General features: G+C 58.8%; 13 protein-coding genes and 1 pseudogene. 9 read left to right on the top strand and 5 right to left on the bottom strand.

The genetic code is table 11. The features are described 5' to 3' along the window. The 7 genes from K8V32_RS01205 to K8V32_RS01175 form a co-directional block, all read left to right on the top strand. Positions 1 to 772, top strand: a 772-nt coding sequence (locus tag K8V32_RS01205; protein ID WP_303901633.1) for an amidase family protein, incomplete at its 5' end; no start/stop codon positions are given. Continuing rightward, positions 769 to 2,277, top strand: a complete 1,509-nt coding sequence (gatB, locus tag K8V32_RS01200) for an Asp-tRNA(Asn)/Glu-tRNA(Gln) amidotransferase subunit GatB (protein WP_303901630.1) — start codon at positions 769 to 771, stop codon at positions 2,275 to 2,277. The genes K8V32_RS01205 and gatB, both read left to right, overlap by 4 nt. Before the next feature lie 50 nt (positions 2,278 to 2,327). Beyond that, positions 2,328 to 3,092, top strand: a complete 765-nt coding sequence (locus tag K8V32_RS01195; RefSeq protein WP_303901626.1) for a dihydrofolate reductase family protein — start codon at positions 2,328 to 2,330, stop codon at positions 3,090 to 3,092. Then, a complete protein-coding gene (locus tag K8V32_RS01190; RefSeq protein WP_303901622.1) occupies positions 3,085 to 3,588 on the top strand; it encodes a flavin reductase family protein in 504 nt (167 codons plus the stop codon). Before K8V32_RS01195 ends, K8V32_RS01190 begins: the two co-directional genes overlap by 8 nt. A 72-nt stretch (positions 3,589 to 3,660) precedes the next feature. Beyond that, positions 3,661 to 4,416, top strand: a complete 756-nt coding sequence (locus tag K8V32_RS01185) for a hypothetical protein (RefSeq protein WP_303901619.1) — start codon at positions 3,661 to 3,663, stop codon at positions 4,414 to 4,416. A 76-nt stretch (positions 4,417 to 4,492) separates the two neighbouring features. Continuing rightward, positions 4,493 to 5,848, top strand: a complete 1,356-nt coding sequence (locus K8V32_RS01180; protein WP_303901616.1) for an MFS transporter — start codon at positions 4,493 to 4,495, stop codon at positions 5,846 to 5,848. A gap of 154 nt (positions 5,849 to 6,002) precedes the next feature. Then, positions 6,003 to 7,442 carry an MDR family MFS transporter gene (locus K8V32_RS01175; RefSeq protein WP_303901613.1) on the top strand — a complete coding sequence of 480 codons (1,440 nt, stop codon included), beginning with the start codon at positions 6,003 to 6,005 and terminating at the stop codon, positions 7,440 to 7,442. Here the strand turns inward: K8V32_RS01175 and K8V32_RS01170 are convergent. The 4 genes from K8V32_RS01170 to K8V32_RS01155 all read right to left on the bottom strand — a co-directional run bounded on the left by K8V32_RS01170 (position 7,439) and on the right by K8V32_RS01155 (position 12,350). Further along, positions 7,439 to 9,370: a BCCT family transporter gene (locus tag K8V32_RS01170; protein WP_303901610.1), complete on the bottom strand. Its 1,932-nt coding sequence runs from the start codon at positions 9,368 to 9,370 to the stop codon at positions 7,439 to 7,441. The two genes, K8V32_RS01175 and K8V32_RS01170, sit on opposite strands and share 4 nt — an antisense overlap. A 58-nt stretch (positions 9,371 to 9,428) precedes the next feature. Next, positions 9,429 to 10,994: an arylsulfotransferase family protein gene (locus K8V32_RS01165; protein ID WP_303901607.1), complete on the bottom strand. Its 1,566-nt coding sequence runs from the start codon at positions 10,992 to 10,994 to the stop codon at positions 9,429 to 9,431. Between the two features lie 81 nt (positions 10,995 to 11,075). Beyond that, on the bottom strand, positions 11,076 to 11,831 hold the full coding sequence (locus K8V32_RS01160) for a DUF8175 domain-containg protein (protein ID WP_303901605.1): 756 nt from the start codon (positions 11,829 to 11,831) through the stop codon (positions 11,076 to 11,078). A gap of 60 nt (positions 11,832 to 11,891) precedes the next feature. Then, a complete protein-coding gene (locus K8V32_RS01155; RefSeq protein ID WP_303901602.1) occupies positions 11,892 to 12,350 on the bottom strand; it encodes a GNAT family N-acetyltransferase in 459 nt (152 codons plus the stop codon). A 233-nt stretch (positions 12,351 to 12,583) separates the two neighbouring features. Between K8V32_RS01155 and K8V32_RS01150 the strand changes: the two genes are divergently transcribed. Then, complete coding sequence (locus tag K8V32_RS01150; protein WP_303901599.1) at positions 12,584 to 13,876, top strand: O-acetylhomoserine aminocarboxypropyltransferase/cysteine synthase family protein; 1,293 nt, start codon at positions 12,584 to 12,586, stop codon at positions 13,874 to 13,876. 9 nt (positions 13,877 to 13,885) lie between these two features. Next, complete coding sequence (locus K8V32_RS01145) at positions 13,886 to 14,398, top strand: CoA-binding protein (RefSeq protein ID WP_303901596.1); 513 nt, start codon at positions 13,886 to 13,888, stop codon at positions 14,396 to 14,398. Positions 14,399 to 14,511: 113 nt separating this feature from the next. Here K8V32_RS01145 and K8V32_RS01140 read toward each other — a convergent pair. Then, positions 14,512 to 14,711 (bottom strand): annotated as a pseudogene (locus tag K8V32_RS01140) (hypothetical protein); the annotation flags it as partial.

Raw genomic sequence — 14,711 nt, 5'->3', positions numbered from 1 at the left:
GCTGCTGGAGGCGACCAAGCGTCACGACTTAACTGGGCTGCGCATCGGGGTGCTGCAAGAATTGCAGGGTCCGGGTTTTACCGACGGTATCTGGGAGACATTCCAGGAAACCTTGGACATGTTGCGCGCGGCGGGCGCTGAGATTACCACGGTCGAATGCCCGCACATGCCCTATGCCCTGCACGCCTATTATTTGATTGTGCCCTCGGAGGTGTCGTCGAATTTGGCGCGCTTTGACGGGGTGCGCTACGGCAACCGGGTGGTTCCCGCAGGCGGTGGCACCGTGGCCGAGGTGATGGCCGCCACGCGCGCCGCGGGTTTTGGTGATGAGGCTAAGCGCCGCATCATCCTGGGCACGTTCGCGCTGTCGGCCGGGTATGTGGATGCCTACTATGGCACCGCGCAACGGGTTCGCACCCTGGTCATCAAGGATCTGCAGCGTGCCTTTGAACACGTTGACGTCATGATTTCCCCGACGACGCCAACGGTGGCCGTGCGCCTGGGTGATCAATTGGAGAACCCGTTGAGTATGTATCTCAACGACGTCGTCACTATTCCGGCCAATCTGGCGGGGATTCCGGCGATCTCGATTCCGGGTGGCACCGCTGAACATGGCCTGCCGGTCGGTTTACACATTCAAGGCCCGGCGAAATCCGATGCCAGGATCTACCGGGTGGCCGCGGCCGTTGAGTCGCTGATCGAGGCCGATCTTGGCCAACCGTTTTACGACCTCGCCCCCGAGGTTCCGCGCGTACAAGGAGCTCGTTCATGACCGCAACGACCATGCTGCCCTTTACCGATGCTGTGGCGCAATTTGATCCGGTGCTCGGGTTTGAAATCCACGTGGAACTCAATACGGCAACCAAAATGTTCTCGCAAGCCCCCAATGCCTTCGGTGATGAGCCAAATACGAACGTGACCGAGGTGGATCTTGGCATGCCGGGCGTGCTGCCGGTGGTCAATCGCACCGCGGTCGAATCCGCGATCAAACTCGGGTTGGCGTTGCATTGCACCATTGCGCCGCGCTCGGAATTTGCGCGTAAACACTATTTCTATCCGGATCTGCCCAAGAACTTTCAGACCTCCCAGTACGAACAGGCCATCGCTCAGAACGGTTGGGTGGACGTCGAACTGGACGACGGCACCGTATTTCGGGTAGATATCGAACGCGCCCACTTAGAAGAGGACGCCGGCAAGCTAACCCACGTGGGCGAATCCGGCCGTATTCATGCGGCCTCACACGCGCTGGTGGATCTCAACCGTGCCGGGGTGCCTCTCATTGAGATCGTGTCGAAACCGATTCCAGGTGCCGGGGACCGTGCCCCGGAACTGGCCCGCGCCTATGTCCAAACCATCCGCGATATTGTGCTGGCCCTGGGGATTTCGGATGCCCGCATGGAACGCGGTAACCTGCGTTGTGATGCCAACGTGTCGTTGATGCCCAAGGGCGCCAAACACTTTGGGATCCGCACCGAAACTAAAAACGTGAACTCGCTGCGCGCGATCGGTCATGCGGTGGAGTACGAAATTCGCCGTCAGGCCGCAATCTTGAGCGCAGGCGAGCCGGTCGTCCAGCAGACCCGGCACTGGCAGGAAGAAACTCGGACGACGACGCCGGGCCGAACCAAATCCGATGCCGATGATTACCGGTACTTCCCCGAACCCGACCTGGTTCCCATCGTGGTGGATCAGGCCTGGCTGGACCGGATGGCCGCCCAACTTCCCGAACTGCCCGCGGATCGTCGTCGCCGGCTCAAAGCTCAATGGGGATTATCGGATGCGGTATTCCGGGATATCGTCAACGCCGATGCCCTGGATATTGTCGAACAGACCATTACCGCCGGGGCTTCGCCAGCGGCCGCCGGGAAATGGTGGCTGGGTGAAATCGCCCGCCTGGCACATGCCGCCAATGTCGATATCACCCAGCTGGGTATCACCCCGCAACATGTGGTCGAGCTTGAAACCCTGATCACCGCCGGCACGATCAATGACCGCCTGGCCCGCCAGGTGCTCGGGCAGGTGGCCGCCGGCGAGGGCAGTCCGGCCGAGGTGGTCGCCGCGCATTCGCTGGCGGTCGTCTCCGATGACGCCGCACTTACCGCGGCGATTGATGTTTCGATTGCCTCAAACCCAGATGTGGTAGCAAAAGTTCAAGCCGGCAAAACCCAGGCGATCGGTGCGCTCATTGGGCCGGTCATGCAGGCCACCGGTGGTAAGGCCGATGCCGGGCGGGTGCGGCAATTGCTCGCAGAAAAGCTCGGGCTGGAGAACACCTAACTCTTGGTCAAGTACAGACAGTACTCAGGCCAGATTCGTAGAGTGGCATCATGAAAATTCTTTCACCTGGCAACACCGTCGATGACCCAATGGCCACCTATCTGGCGGTGGATCGCAGTGCGCCTCGCTATGAGTGCTGGGTCGCCGGGCACATGGTCGCGGGCCTGGATGGTACCGCGGCCATTGGCGGTAAGGTCGGCGCGTTATCCACCGACGTCGACCAAGACCTCTTTCGTCGGATGCGCCAAATCGCCGATGTGGTGCTGGTCGGGGCAGAGACGGTCCGCAAAGAAGGTTACGGGCTGGTGCGATTGTCCGATGAGGCCATGGCCGCACGCCAAGCAGCGGGCAAACCGCCCACTCCCCCGGTGGCGATCGTCAGCGGCAGTCTGGATTTGAATTGGAACCTCAAACTCTTTCGCAAAGCACCGGAGCATGCCAAGACGATGATCATCACCGGCGAGTCGGCCGATCCTGCTGCGCTGGCTGAAGCACAACAGCACGCCGAGATTGTTTTTGCCGGCAAAGATCGTGTTGAGCCCAACACCGCACTGCAGGCTTTTGCACAACGCGGCTATCAGGTTGTGTTGTGTGAAGGTGGGCCGACCCTATTAGGCGAGTTCGTAGCCGCCGACCGGCTCGATGAACTCTTGTTATCGATCGCCCCGGTGATGGGTGGCGATAATTTGCCGGTCAGTCTCAGACCCGATGGCGCGGGCATCACCCGGTTTCAACTCCAACACGTCATGGGCGAAGATCACACCCTGTTCTTACGCTACGAAGCCCTCCGAGATGAGGATCCCAACCATGAGTAATCCCTTTGCCACCCTGATGAGCTCAGAAAACACCTCGTTAATCGTCGTGACAACCGCGGCAGAAAACGTACGCGCCGGGTGCCTGGTGAGCTATCACACCCAGGCCAGCATGAAACCCCAGCACTACAACATCTGGTTATCCAAGGCCAACCACACGTATAAGATCGGACTGCTAGCCAACCGGTTCGCCGTGCACTTCCTGACTCAAGATGACCTCGCATGGGCCGAACACTTTGCGACCATATCCGGCCAACACACCGATAAATTCGCCGGACTCGAAGTCGAGGCGCGGCACGAGGTGCCATTACTCACGGCACTGCCAAATCGCATGGTCGTGGAACAAATTTCCATGCTGGACGACGGCGGCGACCACGTCTGCGTCACCGCACGCGTCATCGCGGCCGAAACCTCCGGGCACTTCACCCCGTTACGTCTCAGCGACATCGGCGAGCTGCGCCCAGCCCACGACATCTCCGAACGCATCATCGAACCATAAATCCCGCCACGCAGCTGTGGCTTAGTGTGTGCACTGTCAGTTTCAACTGCGCGCAGTGTTTAGACTAAAGACATGACGATTCCTGGTTCCTCCCTGCTGCGTGCCACCGCAATCGGCCTGACCGCCGGTCTCCTGTTGGCCGGTTGTACCTCCAATGACGCCGACTCCCCCAACGGCGGGGGTGACCAATCGGAGCTGGACGTGCCCGAAGCACCCGCAGAAACCCCACAAGAAACCGCACTCGCGGAGACCTTGGAAACCGATTTTGATGTCACCCAGGTGATGACCTTACAAGAGCAGTGGCCGGATATTTACGCGATGGCTTCTGCATTATCTGGCACCGAGGACCCAGACCTGTGTCAGCAAGCCGGTGCTGCACAATATAACCTGCTGCTTGATGCTCAGCCCGCCAGCGTGCGCGCGACGTTCGAGGCAGATGCTAACTTGGATGAGCATTCCAGTGGTGAAACGGTCACCGTGTTTTATGCCAATGAGGCTGCTAGTTCCGAAGCACTGCACGAAGCCTACGAACACACTGACACCTCGTGCGTGGAAGAATACGAAAACGCGATCGAACACGATGTCACCTCCGCCGAAGCTGGCGGCCGACCAGTTGAGGTCCACACTTGGCAGGTTGTCACATCCAATCAGCTCACCGGGCGGATGATCGAAGTCGTCTCCAATGACATCTTCCTGCGTTACGCGGCCGCCTATCCCCCACAGGTTATTGCTGATGAACTCGAAGACGACGCCGAGCAGCAATTCAACGACGCCGCCACCCAACGCGCGTTGGAGATCTTTACCGCCGCCGTCGCACCCGCAGAATAAAACTCTTACGCGCATTCTCAAGTATTCGTAACGCACACCATCTGCGGGCTATGCTCCGGCGGATTACGATGAAGGTGTGAGTCAAACCCAATACGTGCCATCCGGCAGCGAAGTCGTTCAGTCTCTTGCGTGGAAATGGAATGTCCAGGGCCGCATTTTTATTATCGGTGGCCTGGGTTTCATGTTCGATGCCTGGGATGTTTCCCTCAATGGGATCCTCATCCCGTTGTTATCCGAAGCATGGAACCTCACACCGGGCCAAGCGGCCTGGATCGGCACGGCCAACCTGCTGGGCATGGCCCTGGGCGCTTTCGTGTGGGCGACCATTGCCGACCGGATCGGTCGCAAAGCCGCATTTTCGGCAACCATCGCCGTATTCGCGGCCTTCACAATTGCCGGGGTCTTTGCGCCGAATATCGTCGTCTTTGCCATCCTGCGATTTCTGGCCGGCTTCGGATTAGGTGGGGCCATCCCGGTTGATTATGCCCTGGTGGGAGAATTTACCCCGCGCAAACACCGCGGCCGAGTGCTCACCGCCATGGACGCCTGGTGGCCGGTCGGTGCCGCGCTGGCGGGGTTTGTCTCCGCGTGGCTGGTGACCATCTGGGCTGACTGGCGGCCACCGTTACTGGCCATGGTATTACCGGCCATCCTGTTAATCTTTGTGCGCCTGTGGATCCCGGAATCACCGATGTTTTTGATCCGGACGAATCAACACGATAAGGCCCGAGAGGTCATCGATCAACTCGTCAAGGCCACGGGTGCCAAACCCGTGGCCTACCGACTCGACACGATGCAAGACATTCCCAAAATGTCAGCGGGCGCCGTCGTCGACCAACTCCGACGCGTCTGGTCGTTTTCTTGGCGCACAACCTTGGCCGTCTGGCTGCTGTTTTTGACCGTCATGTTCGTCTATTACGTCTCCCTGCAGTGGCTGCCGACCTTCCTCATGGACGCCGGTTTTGCCCAAACTCAAGCATTTCTGACCACCGGTGGCATGGCCGCCATCGGATTAGTGGGTGCGCTGCTCGCCACCGTGCTGGTTGAGACCACCGGACGCAGACCCCTGCTGGCCATCGCGGCAGTGACCGGGTCTATCCTGTTGGTGATCGTGGCGGCATTCCTTCATGTCCCGGCCGCTGTGCTCCCGCTGGTGCTGGTGTACGGGCTGATCATCCAGGTCGCCATCCCGGTCATGTACGCCTACGCCTCGGAGCTGTATCCCACGAGCCTGCGGTCTTCGGGTTTCGGTTGGGCTTCGGCGGTCTCCCGAATTTCTGCGGGCATCGGGCCGCTGCTATTTGTGACCCATCTCGTCCCGGCCTTCGGCCTGACCGGAGCATTTATGTTCGCGGCGGCCACGGTGATGCTCGCCGTCGTCGCAATGTTCATCCTGGCACCTGAGACCACGGGCAAAGATTTGCAGGATTAGCGGTTTTCGTGTTGGATCAAGGGGTGAACTTTCGTTAGGCTCCCTGACGAGGCCTGCACAACTTCTGGCAGGGTTCACCGCCTTCCACGTACTCGCCACACCCGGTGGGTGCCGTTTTGATATTTCTTATACCTGCTGAAAGGTCTGTGCGGTCATGTCCCAACCCACGACGCAACCCGCTAGTCCGTTTCGTGTGATCGCTATCCTGTCGGTCGCCGCATTCGTGGTCATCCTCAACGAAACCATTATGTCGGTGGCACTGCCCCGGCTGATGGTCGAGTTCAATATCACCGAAGCCACGGTGCAGTGGGTGACCACGGCGTTTATGCTCACCATGGCCGTGATCATTCCCACCACCGGCTGGATTCTGACCCGGTTCCGTATCCGCAGCGTCTACCTGGCCGCAATGACCATTTTTACCATCGGCACGGTGGTGGCCGCCCTGGCACCGGTCTTCCTGTTGCTGGTGGTCGGTCGGGTCATCCAAGCCTTCGGCACAGCCATCATGATGCCACTGCTGATGACCACCGTGTTAAACCTGGTGCCATTTGAAAAGCGCGGCCGCGTGATGGGCATCGTCGGGATGGTCATCTCAGCCGCACCGGCTCTGGGCCCAACCGTAGGTGGCATCATTTTGGAACAGCTCGACTGGCGCTGGATGTTCTGGACCGTGCTGCCCATCGCCGTCCTCACCCTAGTGATCGGCGGGGCGCTGATGCGCAACGTTACCGAAACCCGGGCCATGCAATTGGATGTCCTCTCGGTCCTCCTGTCTGCGGTGGGCTTTGCGGGTCTGATCTATGGGCTAAGCTCACTGGGTGAAGCCGCCCGCGGGGTGGCGCTGCTGCCGGCCTGGATCCCACTGGTCATCGGCGGTACTTCGTTGATCATCTTCGTGTTGCGTCAGCTGGCCCTGGGCCATAACGCGTTTCTGAACATCCGCGTCTTTGCGGTGCCAACCTACGCATTTGCCATCATGCTGACCATCATTTCCTCAATGGCCATGTTCGGGACCTTTATTGTGTTGCCCATGTATATCCAACAGGTTCTGGGCTTTGACGCCCAGGTTGCCGGTATGGTTATGCTGCCCTCGGGTGTGCTGATGGGTGTGCTGGGTATCTTTGTGGGACGCATGTTCGACGCCGTCGGCGCCCGCCCGTTGTTGATCCCCGGTTCGCTGATTGGTGCGACCGGCATGTGGGGCATGGTGACCCTGCAGGCACAAAGTCCACTGTGGACGGTGATTTTGTGGAATATTTTAATGGCGGTGGGCATCGGCATGATGATGGGACCGTTAATGACCTCGGCACTGTCCGCGCTGCCGGGCGGGCTGTATCAGCATGGTTCGGCAATCTTTTCCACGCTGCAGCAGGTGGCTGCCGCCGGTGGTACCGCCCTGTACATTACCGTCATGTCGGTGGCGGCGGTGGTTGGCGCGGGCCAGGGTGAAGATCCGCTGGACGCCCAGATGACCGGCATGCACAACGCCCTGATCTGGGGCGCGGTGCTGATGCTGATCCCGGTCATCGGAGCAATCTTTTTCCGTCCGAAACGTCACATCGATCAATCCGAAACGGTTGCGGTGGCTGACTAGTCGTCTTCGGCTTTGCGGAGGTCGCGCATGCGCGTGCCGGTATTGCCACGACGACGCGGCCCGGTGGTCGCGGAGATCCGGTAGTCGATGGGTTTGCCGTCGGGGCTGCGGCGGCTGGCATGGGCCAGATCCTCATTGAGCTGGTAGACGTCGCCGACGTGTTTGGAAAAGAGTTTCATGCGGCGTTCCAGTTGGGCCTGGGTTGCCAGGGCGGAGTCGAGTCGCAGCCCGCGGTACACGGCGATCGCCATGAACACCATGATGATCGAAAACGGTAGCGCGGTGGCCAGGGATGCGGCTTGTAGGCCTTCGAGTCCACCGGCCAGCAGCAGCCCGATGGCAATGGCTCCTTCTAATACCGAAAATAAGATGCGCGACCAGGTCGGCGGGTTCGGGTGACCACCGGCGGTGAGCATGTTTTGGACCAAGGATCCAGAGTCGGACGAGGTAATGAAAAACAGCACCACCAGGATAATCCCGATGATCGAAAATACGGTCCCCAGGGGCAGGTCTTGGAGCACGGTGAAGAGCGATCCTTCAGGTGAGACTTCGCCGTCGGTGACCAGATCCCCTTCACCGAACAGTTGGCGGTAAATACCGGAACCGCCCAGCACACCGAACCACAGCATGCCCACCAGGGTGGGGACCAGCATGACGCCGATAATGAATTCTCGGATGGTCCGCCCGCGCGATACCCGGGCAATAAAGATACCAACAAACGGCGCCCAGGCGATCCACCAGCCCCAGTAGAACAGGGTCCAGGTTGAGTACCAGGTGCTGCCTTCCGGTCCGGCGTAGGCGCCGATGTCAAACGACATTTCAAAGAAGTTCGCCAGCCACACGCCCAGTGATTCGATGAAGTTTTCGACCAGAAACAGGGTGGGGCCCAGCAGCAGTGCGGAAATGGTCAGCACCCCGGCCAACGACAGGTTGATCGAGGAGATCCACTTCATGCCTCTACCAATGCCCGACACCACCGAGGCGGTGGCAATGAAGGTGATGACGATGATCAAGACAATCAATAACGTATTGTCGGCTTGATCCACGACACCTAGGTGTTGCAGCCCGGTGGCGATCTGTTGCACACCCAGTCCCAGTGAGGTGGCAACACCGGCCATGGTGCCGAAAATCGCTAACACATCGACTGTGTCGCCCATCCAACCTTTGACCCGTTTGGCACCGATCAGGGGTTCAAACACCCAGCGGATCGACACGGGCCGACCACGGCGATGGATGGTATAGGCCACCCCGAGTCCCAGGACCCCGTAGACCGCCCAGGGGTGCAAGCCCCAGTGTAAGAACGTTTGGGCCATCCCCAGTTGGGCGAGTTCTTCGGGGGTGCCCTCCCAACCGGGTTTGGGCTCCACGGTTGCATAGGTGAGCGGTTCGCCGACGCCGTAGAAGATCAGCCCGATGCCCATACCGGTGGCAAAGAGCATCGAGAACCAGGCGCCGCGGGAGAATTCTGGTTGATCGTCGGTGTCGCCGAGTTTGATCCTGCCGTATTTGGATAACGCCACGAACAGGCAGAAGATAATGAACCCGAACATGATCAGAATGTAGTACCAGCCCAGGGTGTCTACAATCCATGCTTGGGCGCCCAGCAGGGCCCTGCCCGAGGCGTCGGGGAAGACGATGGAGATGGTTGCGGTGAGTGCTAAGACGATGATCGCCGGGTAAAACACGCGCGGAGTAATCAGGCCGCGTTTTAACCGCACGCCTTGGCGCAGCAGTTTCAGCGTGGTGGTGTCGTCGGAGTCCAGGTTGCGAATCTGGATGTCCTGCGGCAGCACATCGGAGCGGTCTTGGGCCTTGAGGTCTTGGACTTCCTCATCGACCTCGGGATCAGTTTTGACCACGGTGTCCTCTACATCTTCGGGTGGTACATCCGGGTCACTGGACTTGTGGTCAGCTGTGTTATCCGACATGCGTTCCTATCCTTTCCACGTGGTTCTGCAGGTGGTCAGTGTATTCATCAGCCCGATATCACGGGGTTGGCGTACCGGTGCCTAACACCTCACCTTCGGCATCAAGGGCCTCAACAGCAAGGTAATCGGTTGAGGTCTCAAGCGGGATTGCCGTTTCGAATCCCGTTTTTGCCACGACGGCGGCCGCGGTCGCGCTCTGAGCATTGTGCCCGGTCAACAGGCGCCACTGGGCGACTTCGGTGGCACCGTTCCAGGAGACGTATACGTGCTGGTCGCCGTTTTGGCTTTGTTGTACAACGACGTCCGGGTCCGTGGTCGGGTGGCCTTCCCACTGGCCTTTATAGGCGCGGTAACTGGCCCCACCACCACCGGTGTCCTCGTGGCAGGCATCGCCGTGACACACTTCGTAGATCAGTTCGCCCTGTCTGGTGTATTCGGAGAAGAAGGGTTGACTCCCCCAGCCGATGAACACATCACCGTTGTCTAGCAGTTGGGTGTTGGCCATCCAGCCTGAGGGTCGGGCGTCTTGTGGCAGATATTCGGTGGCCACGCTGGCGGTCATCGCCTCTTCGTCGAGGTTCAGGCGTAAACCGCGCGACGACTCTTGTGCTTCGGCTTCACGGGTGTGATTATCAAAGAGCACCAGGGTGCCGTCGGTATCGCGGACTGCCGAATGCTGCCAGGCAAAAACGGCGTCGTCGGGCATTTCGAAATCACTGGCGATACCACCGAGGGTCCACATGACGTCACCGGTGTCCCGGTCGAGTTTATACACCGCGTGGGTGTGTCGTGCCGAAATGAGAATGTTGTTGTCCGTATCCAGGGTGGCCGAATTGATGTGAAAATAGTCAAACGGTTTGTCCCTGCTGCCCAGTTCGGCCTCCTCGTCGCCTGCTTCAATGCGTTCTTGTTGGGCGGCGTATTCGTCGTCGAAATTGTAAATCCCTTGGGTTGCTGTGACCGGCACATGGTCCAGCGAACTCCATTCAAAGAGCACCTGGCCGGTTGCAATGTCAATTTCTTGGACGACGCCGTTGTGCACCCAGCCATCAGTTGGACCACCGATCTGGCTCAAATCGGTTTGGGTGGTCACATAGGCCATCACCAGCATGGTGTCGTCGTCGGTGATGACCGTGTCGTGGAAGTCAGTCTCGTGCGGGGGTAGGGACCCGCCCGTGGTGACGGTGGTGAACACGTGATAGGTGTTATCCATCAGGTAAATGTCGCCGTAGCCCCAACCGTCCTCGGCGGGGCCTTTAAAATACGTGAGGACGGGTTCGCCCTGGTATTGCTGGACGCGCAGATCAAAATGTCCGTTATCGTTGCGGTGTTGTTTCGACGGGTCCATCCAGACGAGCTCACCGTTAGCATCGACGATCATCGCCGCACTGGCGGGTGTTTCGGTTTCAAAATCCGAGGTGAGGAAAATGTACTCATCGGATGCAGTGTATGCGTCGTCCCAGGCTGGACCCCGGGTGAACTCTAGTTCAACGGGTTGCAGGTCCGGACGGGAAACGAAATTTTGGTGCGGGACAGGTGTTTCGGTTGATTCGGTTTCCGCATCTGCGCTACCGCATCCGGCCAAGACGAATGCACAGGCGGTGGCAGCACCTACTGTCGCCAATCGACGTCGCTGCGTTATCGTGTTTCCCCGTATACCCATAACTTCTGGTGTACACGATCTGCCCGGTCTGGGCAATGGCCACTAGGCCGACCAGTGCTGATACCCGATCAGATCCGGCAGCGGATCCAGGCTGATTCCCAGCTCGGGGTCGGTGGCATCGATCTTCCAGTCGCCTTGCGCCCAGACCATATTCAATACCACCGAGGTGCGGGAGGTTTCGGAGCCATCAAAGGAGGTGACCGCCATATCGATCTGGGCGGTCTGGCCGTCATAGTTGACCAGACGGAAGCCACCCAGCGCGGTGTCGGCTTCCGAAAACACGGTGGTGAACAGTTCTTGGGCTTCCGTCAGGTGTGCCTCGGCGTGCTGGCCGGCGAATATCTGAAGGTCGCCTTCCCAATAGGCCGGGTTGGTCAGCTGGCCGGTATAAGCCGAGGCGGCAAACAACATGCCGCGCGGTGAGTGTTCAAAACAGCTAAATTCGCCTTCGGAACCAACATTGCCCGGACCGTATTCTTCCGAGGTGGGCAGCCAGGCCCCGCGGTATTCAACCCATTGTGCATCTGGAGTGTCGGCGATTGACCCCTCCAGCGCCACCCCGCCCAGCCCACATACCGAGTCGGTCGGGACATCACTGTAGGTGGCCGGTTGGCCAAATTCGTTGTCGTTATCGAGGGTAGAAAAGATAAATGTGATGACGACGGCGGTTGCGGCCACCGCAATGCCGATAATGGTCAGCACACCCTTGCCCGTGGTCCAGAAGTTCGCTTCTTGAAGCTGTGGCGGATTTTGCGCGCTGGAGGGTTGCCGCTGGGGTGTGGAATCTGACGTCGTCATGACTATCGAGTCTAATTGGCACTGCGACCTCAGCCCTAGATTCTCCCCCGTGAGCTGATGTCACAGTTCGCGAAGATAGCACAGCATCGGTGTACCGGTGTCGGGTTCCAGGTTGGAAAAGCCGTGACGCTCATAAAATCGACGGGCGTCTGTGTCGACGGCGTCGACACCGATGTGCATTTCGCAGCAGCCGCGGACCCGGGCGTCGTCGAGTGCGAATTGCAGCAAACGGCTGCCAATTCCGGTATTGCGCAGCGCCGGGCGAACATAGAGTTCCTCGAGATGGGCCAGTGGACCGTCGCAATATGGGGTCGGCCGGAAGGTGAGCATCGCAAAGCCGGCGGGTTGCTCGGCAGACTCGGCCAGCAGTACCAGCACATCGTCGCGGTTCAACAGGTGACGAAACCGCTGGGCGAAGTCCTGGACAGTTGGGGTCTCGGCGTCGAATTCGTTGTTGAAATCCCACAGTAGTTGTGCCACGATTTCGGCGTGGTCAGCTGTTGCGACAAAGGTCGTCATGAGCCGACGCTACCACGCGATACTCGCGCGTTGACAGCCTGCAGGTGCTCAAGCACCCGTATTGGCCTGATGGGCAGGTTCTGCAGCTGCATCCCGGAAATGTTGAGGCCCGCGGGTATGCTGTCAGAGGATAAATTGTAGCTCGAGGTAATATCAGCATGGCGTTGGCCACAGATTTAGGACAATAGGCACAGACCAACGTCTCATGTTGAGCAGTAAACGAAAAGGATGCCATGGCAGATCATGAATTTGGGTTCCGTACCCGTGCCCTCCACGCCGGTGCCGTGCCGGATGCGGTGCACGGCTCACGTGCGGTGCCGATTTATCAGACGACGTCGTTCGTCTTCGAATCCCAGCAGGATGCCGCCGACCTATTTGCACTGCAGAAATACGGCAGCATTTACTCGCGGATTGCCAATCCCACCGTGGCAGCTTTTGAAGAGCGCATCGCCTCGCTTGAAGGTGGCATCGGTGCGGTGGCCACTGCTTCGGGGCAGGCCGCGGAATTCGTAACCTTTGCTGCACTGGCCGGTTCTGGTGATCACATTGTGGCCTCGTCGAAGCTCTACGGCGGTACCGTCACCCAGTTGGATGTGTCGCTGCGTCGCTTTGGCATTGACACCACGTTTGTAGACTCGACCGAAGTTGAGGCATTTGCTGCGGCCATCCAGCCGAATACGAAGGCGATTTACACTGAGATCGTGGCTAACCCATCCAGTGTGATCATGGATCTGAAGGGGCTGGGCGAATTGGCCGCCGAGCACGGCATCCCGTTGATCGTTGATTCGACGCTGACGCCGCCGTATCTGATTCGTCCGTTAGAGCACGGTGCCGATATTGTCGTTCACTCGGCCACCAAATTCTTGGGCGGCCACGGCACCACTTTGGGCGGCGTCGTCGTTGAGTCCGGAAAATTCCCTTGGAATAACGGAAACTTCCCACTGATGACTGAACCGGTCCCGTCGTATAACAACCTCTCCTGGTACGGTAACTTCGGCGAGTTTGGTTTCTTGACCAAGTTACGCAACGAACAGTTGCGCGACTTTGGTCCGTCCCTGCCAGCGCAGTCGGCATTCCAGTTGATGATCGGTGTGGAAACGCTGCCACAGCGCATGGATGAGCACCTGGCTAACGCGGTGAAGGTCGCCAAATGGTTGGATGAAGACGACCGGATCGCTTACGTAAACTACGCCGGTTTGGAAGACAACCCGTATTACGAACGCGGTAAGGAATTGTTGCCGTTGGGTGTCGGTTCGGTATTCAGCTTTGGTGTGAAGGGTGGCCGCCAGGCTACCGCCGACTTCATGTCGAACCTACAGTTGGCATCACACTTGGCCAATATTGGGGATGCCAAGACTTTGATGTTGCATCCGGGTTCGACCACCCACCAGCAACTGTCTGCTGAGCAGCTGGTTGCTGCGGGTATTCCAGATGATCTGGTGCGCATTTCGGTGGGTATCGAAGATGTCGATGACATCATTTGGGACCTTGATCAGGCGTTGACTACCACGATGAAAAACGCCTAAGGAGTATCGATGAGTGTAGTAACTGAACGCAAATGGGTCGGTCCGGGCGCCGTTGAACGCCTGAAGATCCTTCAAGATACCAAGACCATTGCTATTGTGGGCGCCTCCGATAAGATCGAGCGCGCCTCGTATTTCGTAGCGACGTACCTGCTGTCTTCCTCCACGTATGATGTCTATTTCGTCAACCCGATCCTGGCGGGCAAGGGTGGCACCATTCTGGGTCATCCGGTTTACGCGTCGCTTGCCGATATCCCGGTGGATATCGATATGGTCGATGTGTTCCGTCGTCCAGACGATACTCCGGCGATTGCGAAGGAGGCCGCCGAGATCGGTGCCAAATACTTCTGGCTCCAGTTGGGTATCTGGTCTGATGAAGCTGCTGAAGTTGCCGAAGACCTTGGTCTGCAGGTTGTGATGGATCGCTGCGTGAAAATTGAGCACGCTCGATTCCACGGTGGACTAAACTTGGCCGGTTTCAACACCGGTGAGATTTCTTCGAAGCGCCAGCGCCTCGATGCCTAAACACACATTTTGTGTACCGGCCGTTGGGATCTTTTGGATTTCAACGGCCGGTACTTTTGTATGTTTATTTTCACAGTGGCTCCGCTCGCCAGATCGGCGAGGGCAGGTTGAGATCAGGCCGCGGTGGCCCAGGCGATGTCGATTGCGCCGAGTGGGGGTGGGTCGCTGTTCCAGTGTTTGATCTCGGCCAGTGGTGGTCTGGTGCCCACCGAATAAGAATGCCCGGTTGGAGTGGTGACGATGAGTTCATCAGGGGTACCGGTGTAAGTCCAGCCACGGTTCTCTTTGCGCTGGTTACAGCGTTTACATAGCC

The organism is Enteractinococcus helveticum (assembly GCF_020742345.1).
Taxonomy (GTDB): domain Bacteria; phylum Actinomycetota; class Actinomycetes; order Actinomycetales; family Micrococcaceae; genus Yaniella; species Yaniella helvetica_A.
The sequence above is the reverse complement of the archived record's forward strand: the minus strand, read 5'-3'. Positions and strand labels throughout refer to the sequence as shown.

Bases quoted from the DNA above. Each gene is read 5' to 3' on its own strand.
- K8V32_RS01155 (WP_303901602.1), bottom strand. From the start codon at position 12,350: ATGACGACCTTTGTCGCAACAGCTGACCACGCCGAAATCGTGGCACAA.
- gatB (WP_303901630.1), top strand. From the start codon at position 769: ATGACCGCAACGACCATGCTGCCCTTTACCGATGCTGTGGCGCAATTT.
- K8V32_RS01190 (WP_303901622.1), top strand. From the start codon at position 3,085: ATGAGTAATCCCTTTGCCACCCTGATGAGCTCAGAAAACACCTCGTTA.
- K8V32_RS01170 (WP_303901610.1), bottom strand. From the start codon at position 9,370: ATGTCGGATAACACAGCTGACCACAAGTCCAGTGACCCGGATGTACCA.
- K8V32_RS01150 (WP_303901599.1), top strand. From the start codon at position 12,584: ATGGCAGATCATGAATTTGGGTTCCGTACCCGTGCCCTCCACGCCGGT.
- K8V32_RS01160 (WP_303901605.1), bottom strand. From the start codon at position 11,831: ATGACGACGTCAGATTCCACACCCCAGCGGCAACCCTCCAGCGCGCAA.
- K8V32_RS01195 (WP_303901626.1), top strand. From the start codon at position 2,328: ATGAAAATTCTTTCACCTGGCAACACCGTCGATGACCCAATGGCCACC.
- K8V32_RS01145 (WP_303901596.1), top strand. From the start codon at position 13,886: ATGAGTGTAGTAACTGAACGCAAATGGGTCGGTCCGGGCGCCGTTGAA.
- K8V32_RS01175 (WP_303901613.1), top strand. From the start codon at position 6,003: ATGTCCCAACCCACGACGCAACCCGCTAGTCCGTTTCGTGTGATCGCT.
- K8V32_RS01185 (WP_303901619.1), top strand. From the start codon at position 3,661: ATGACGATTCCTGGTTCCTCCCTGCTGCGTGCCACCGCAATCGGCCTG.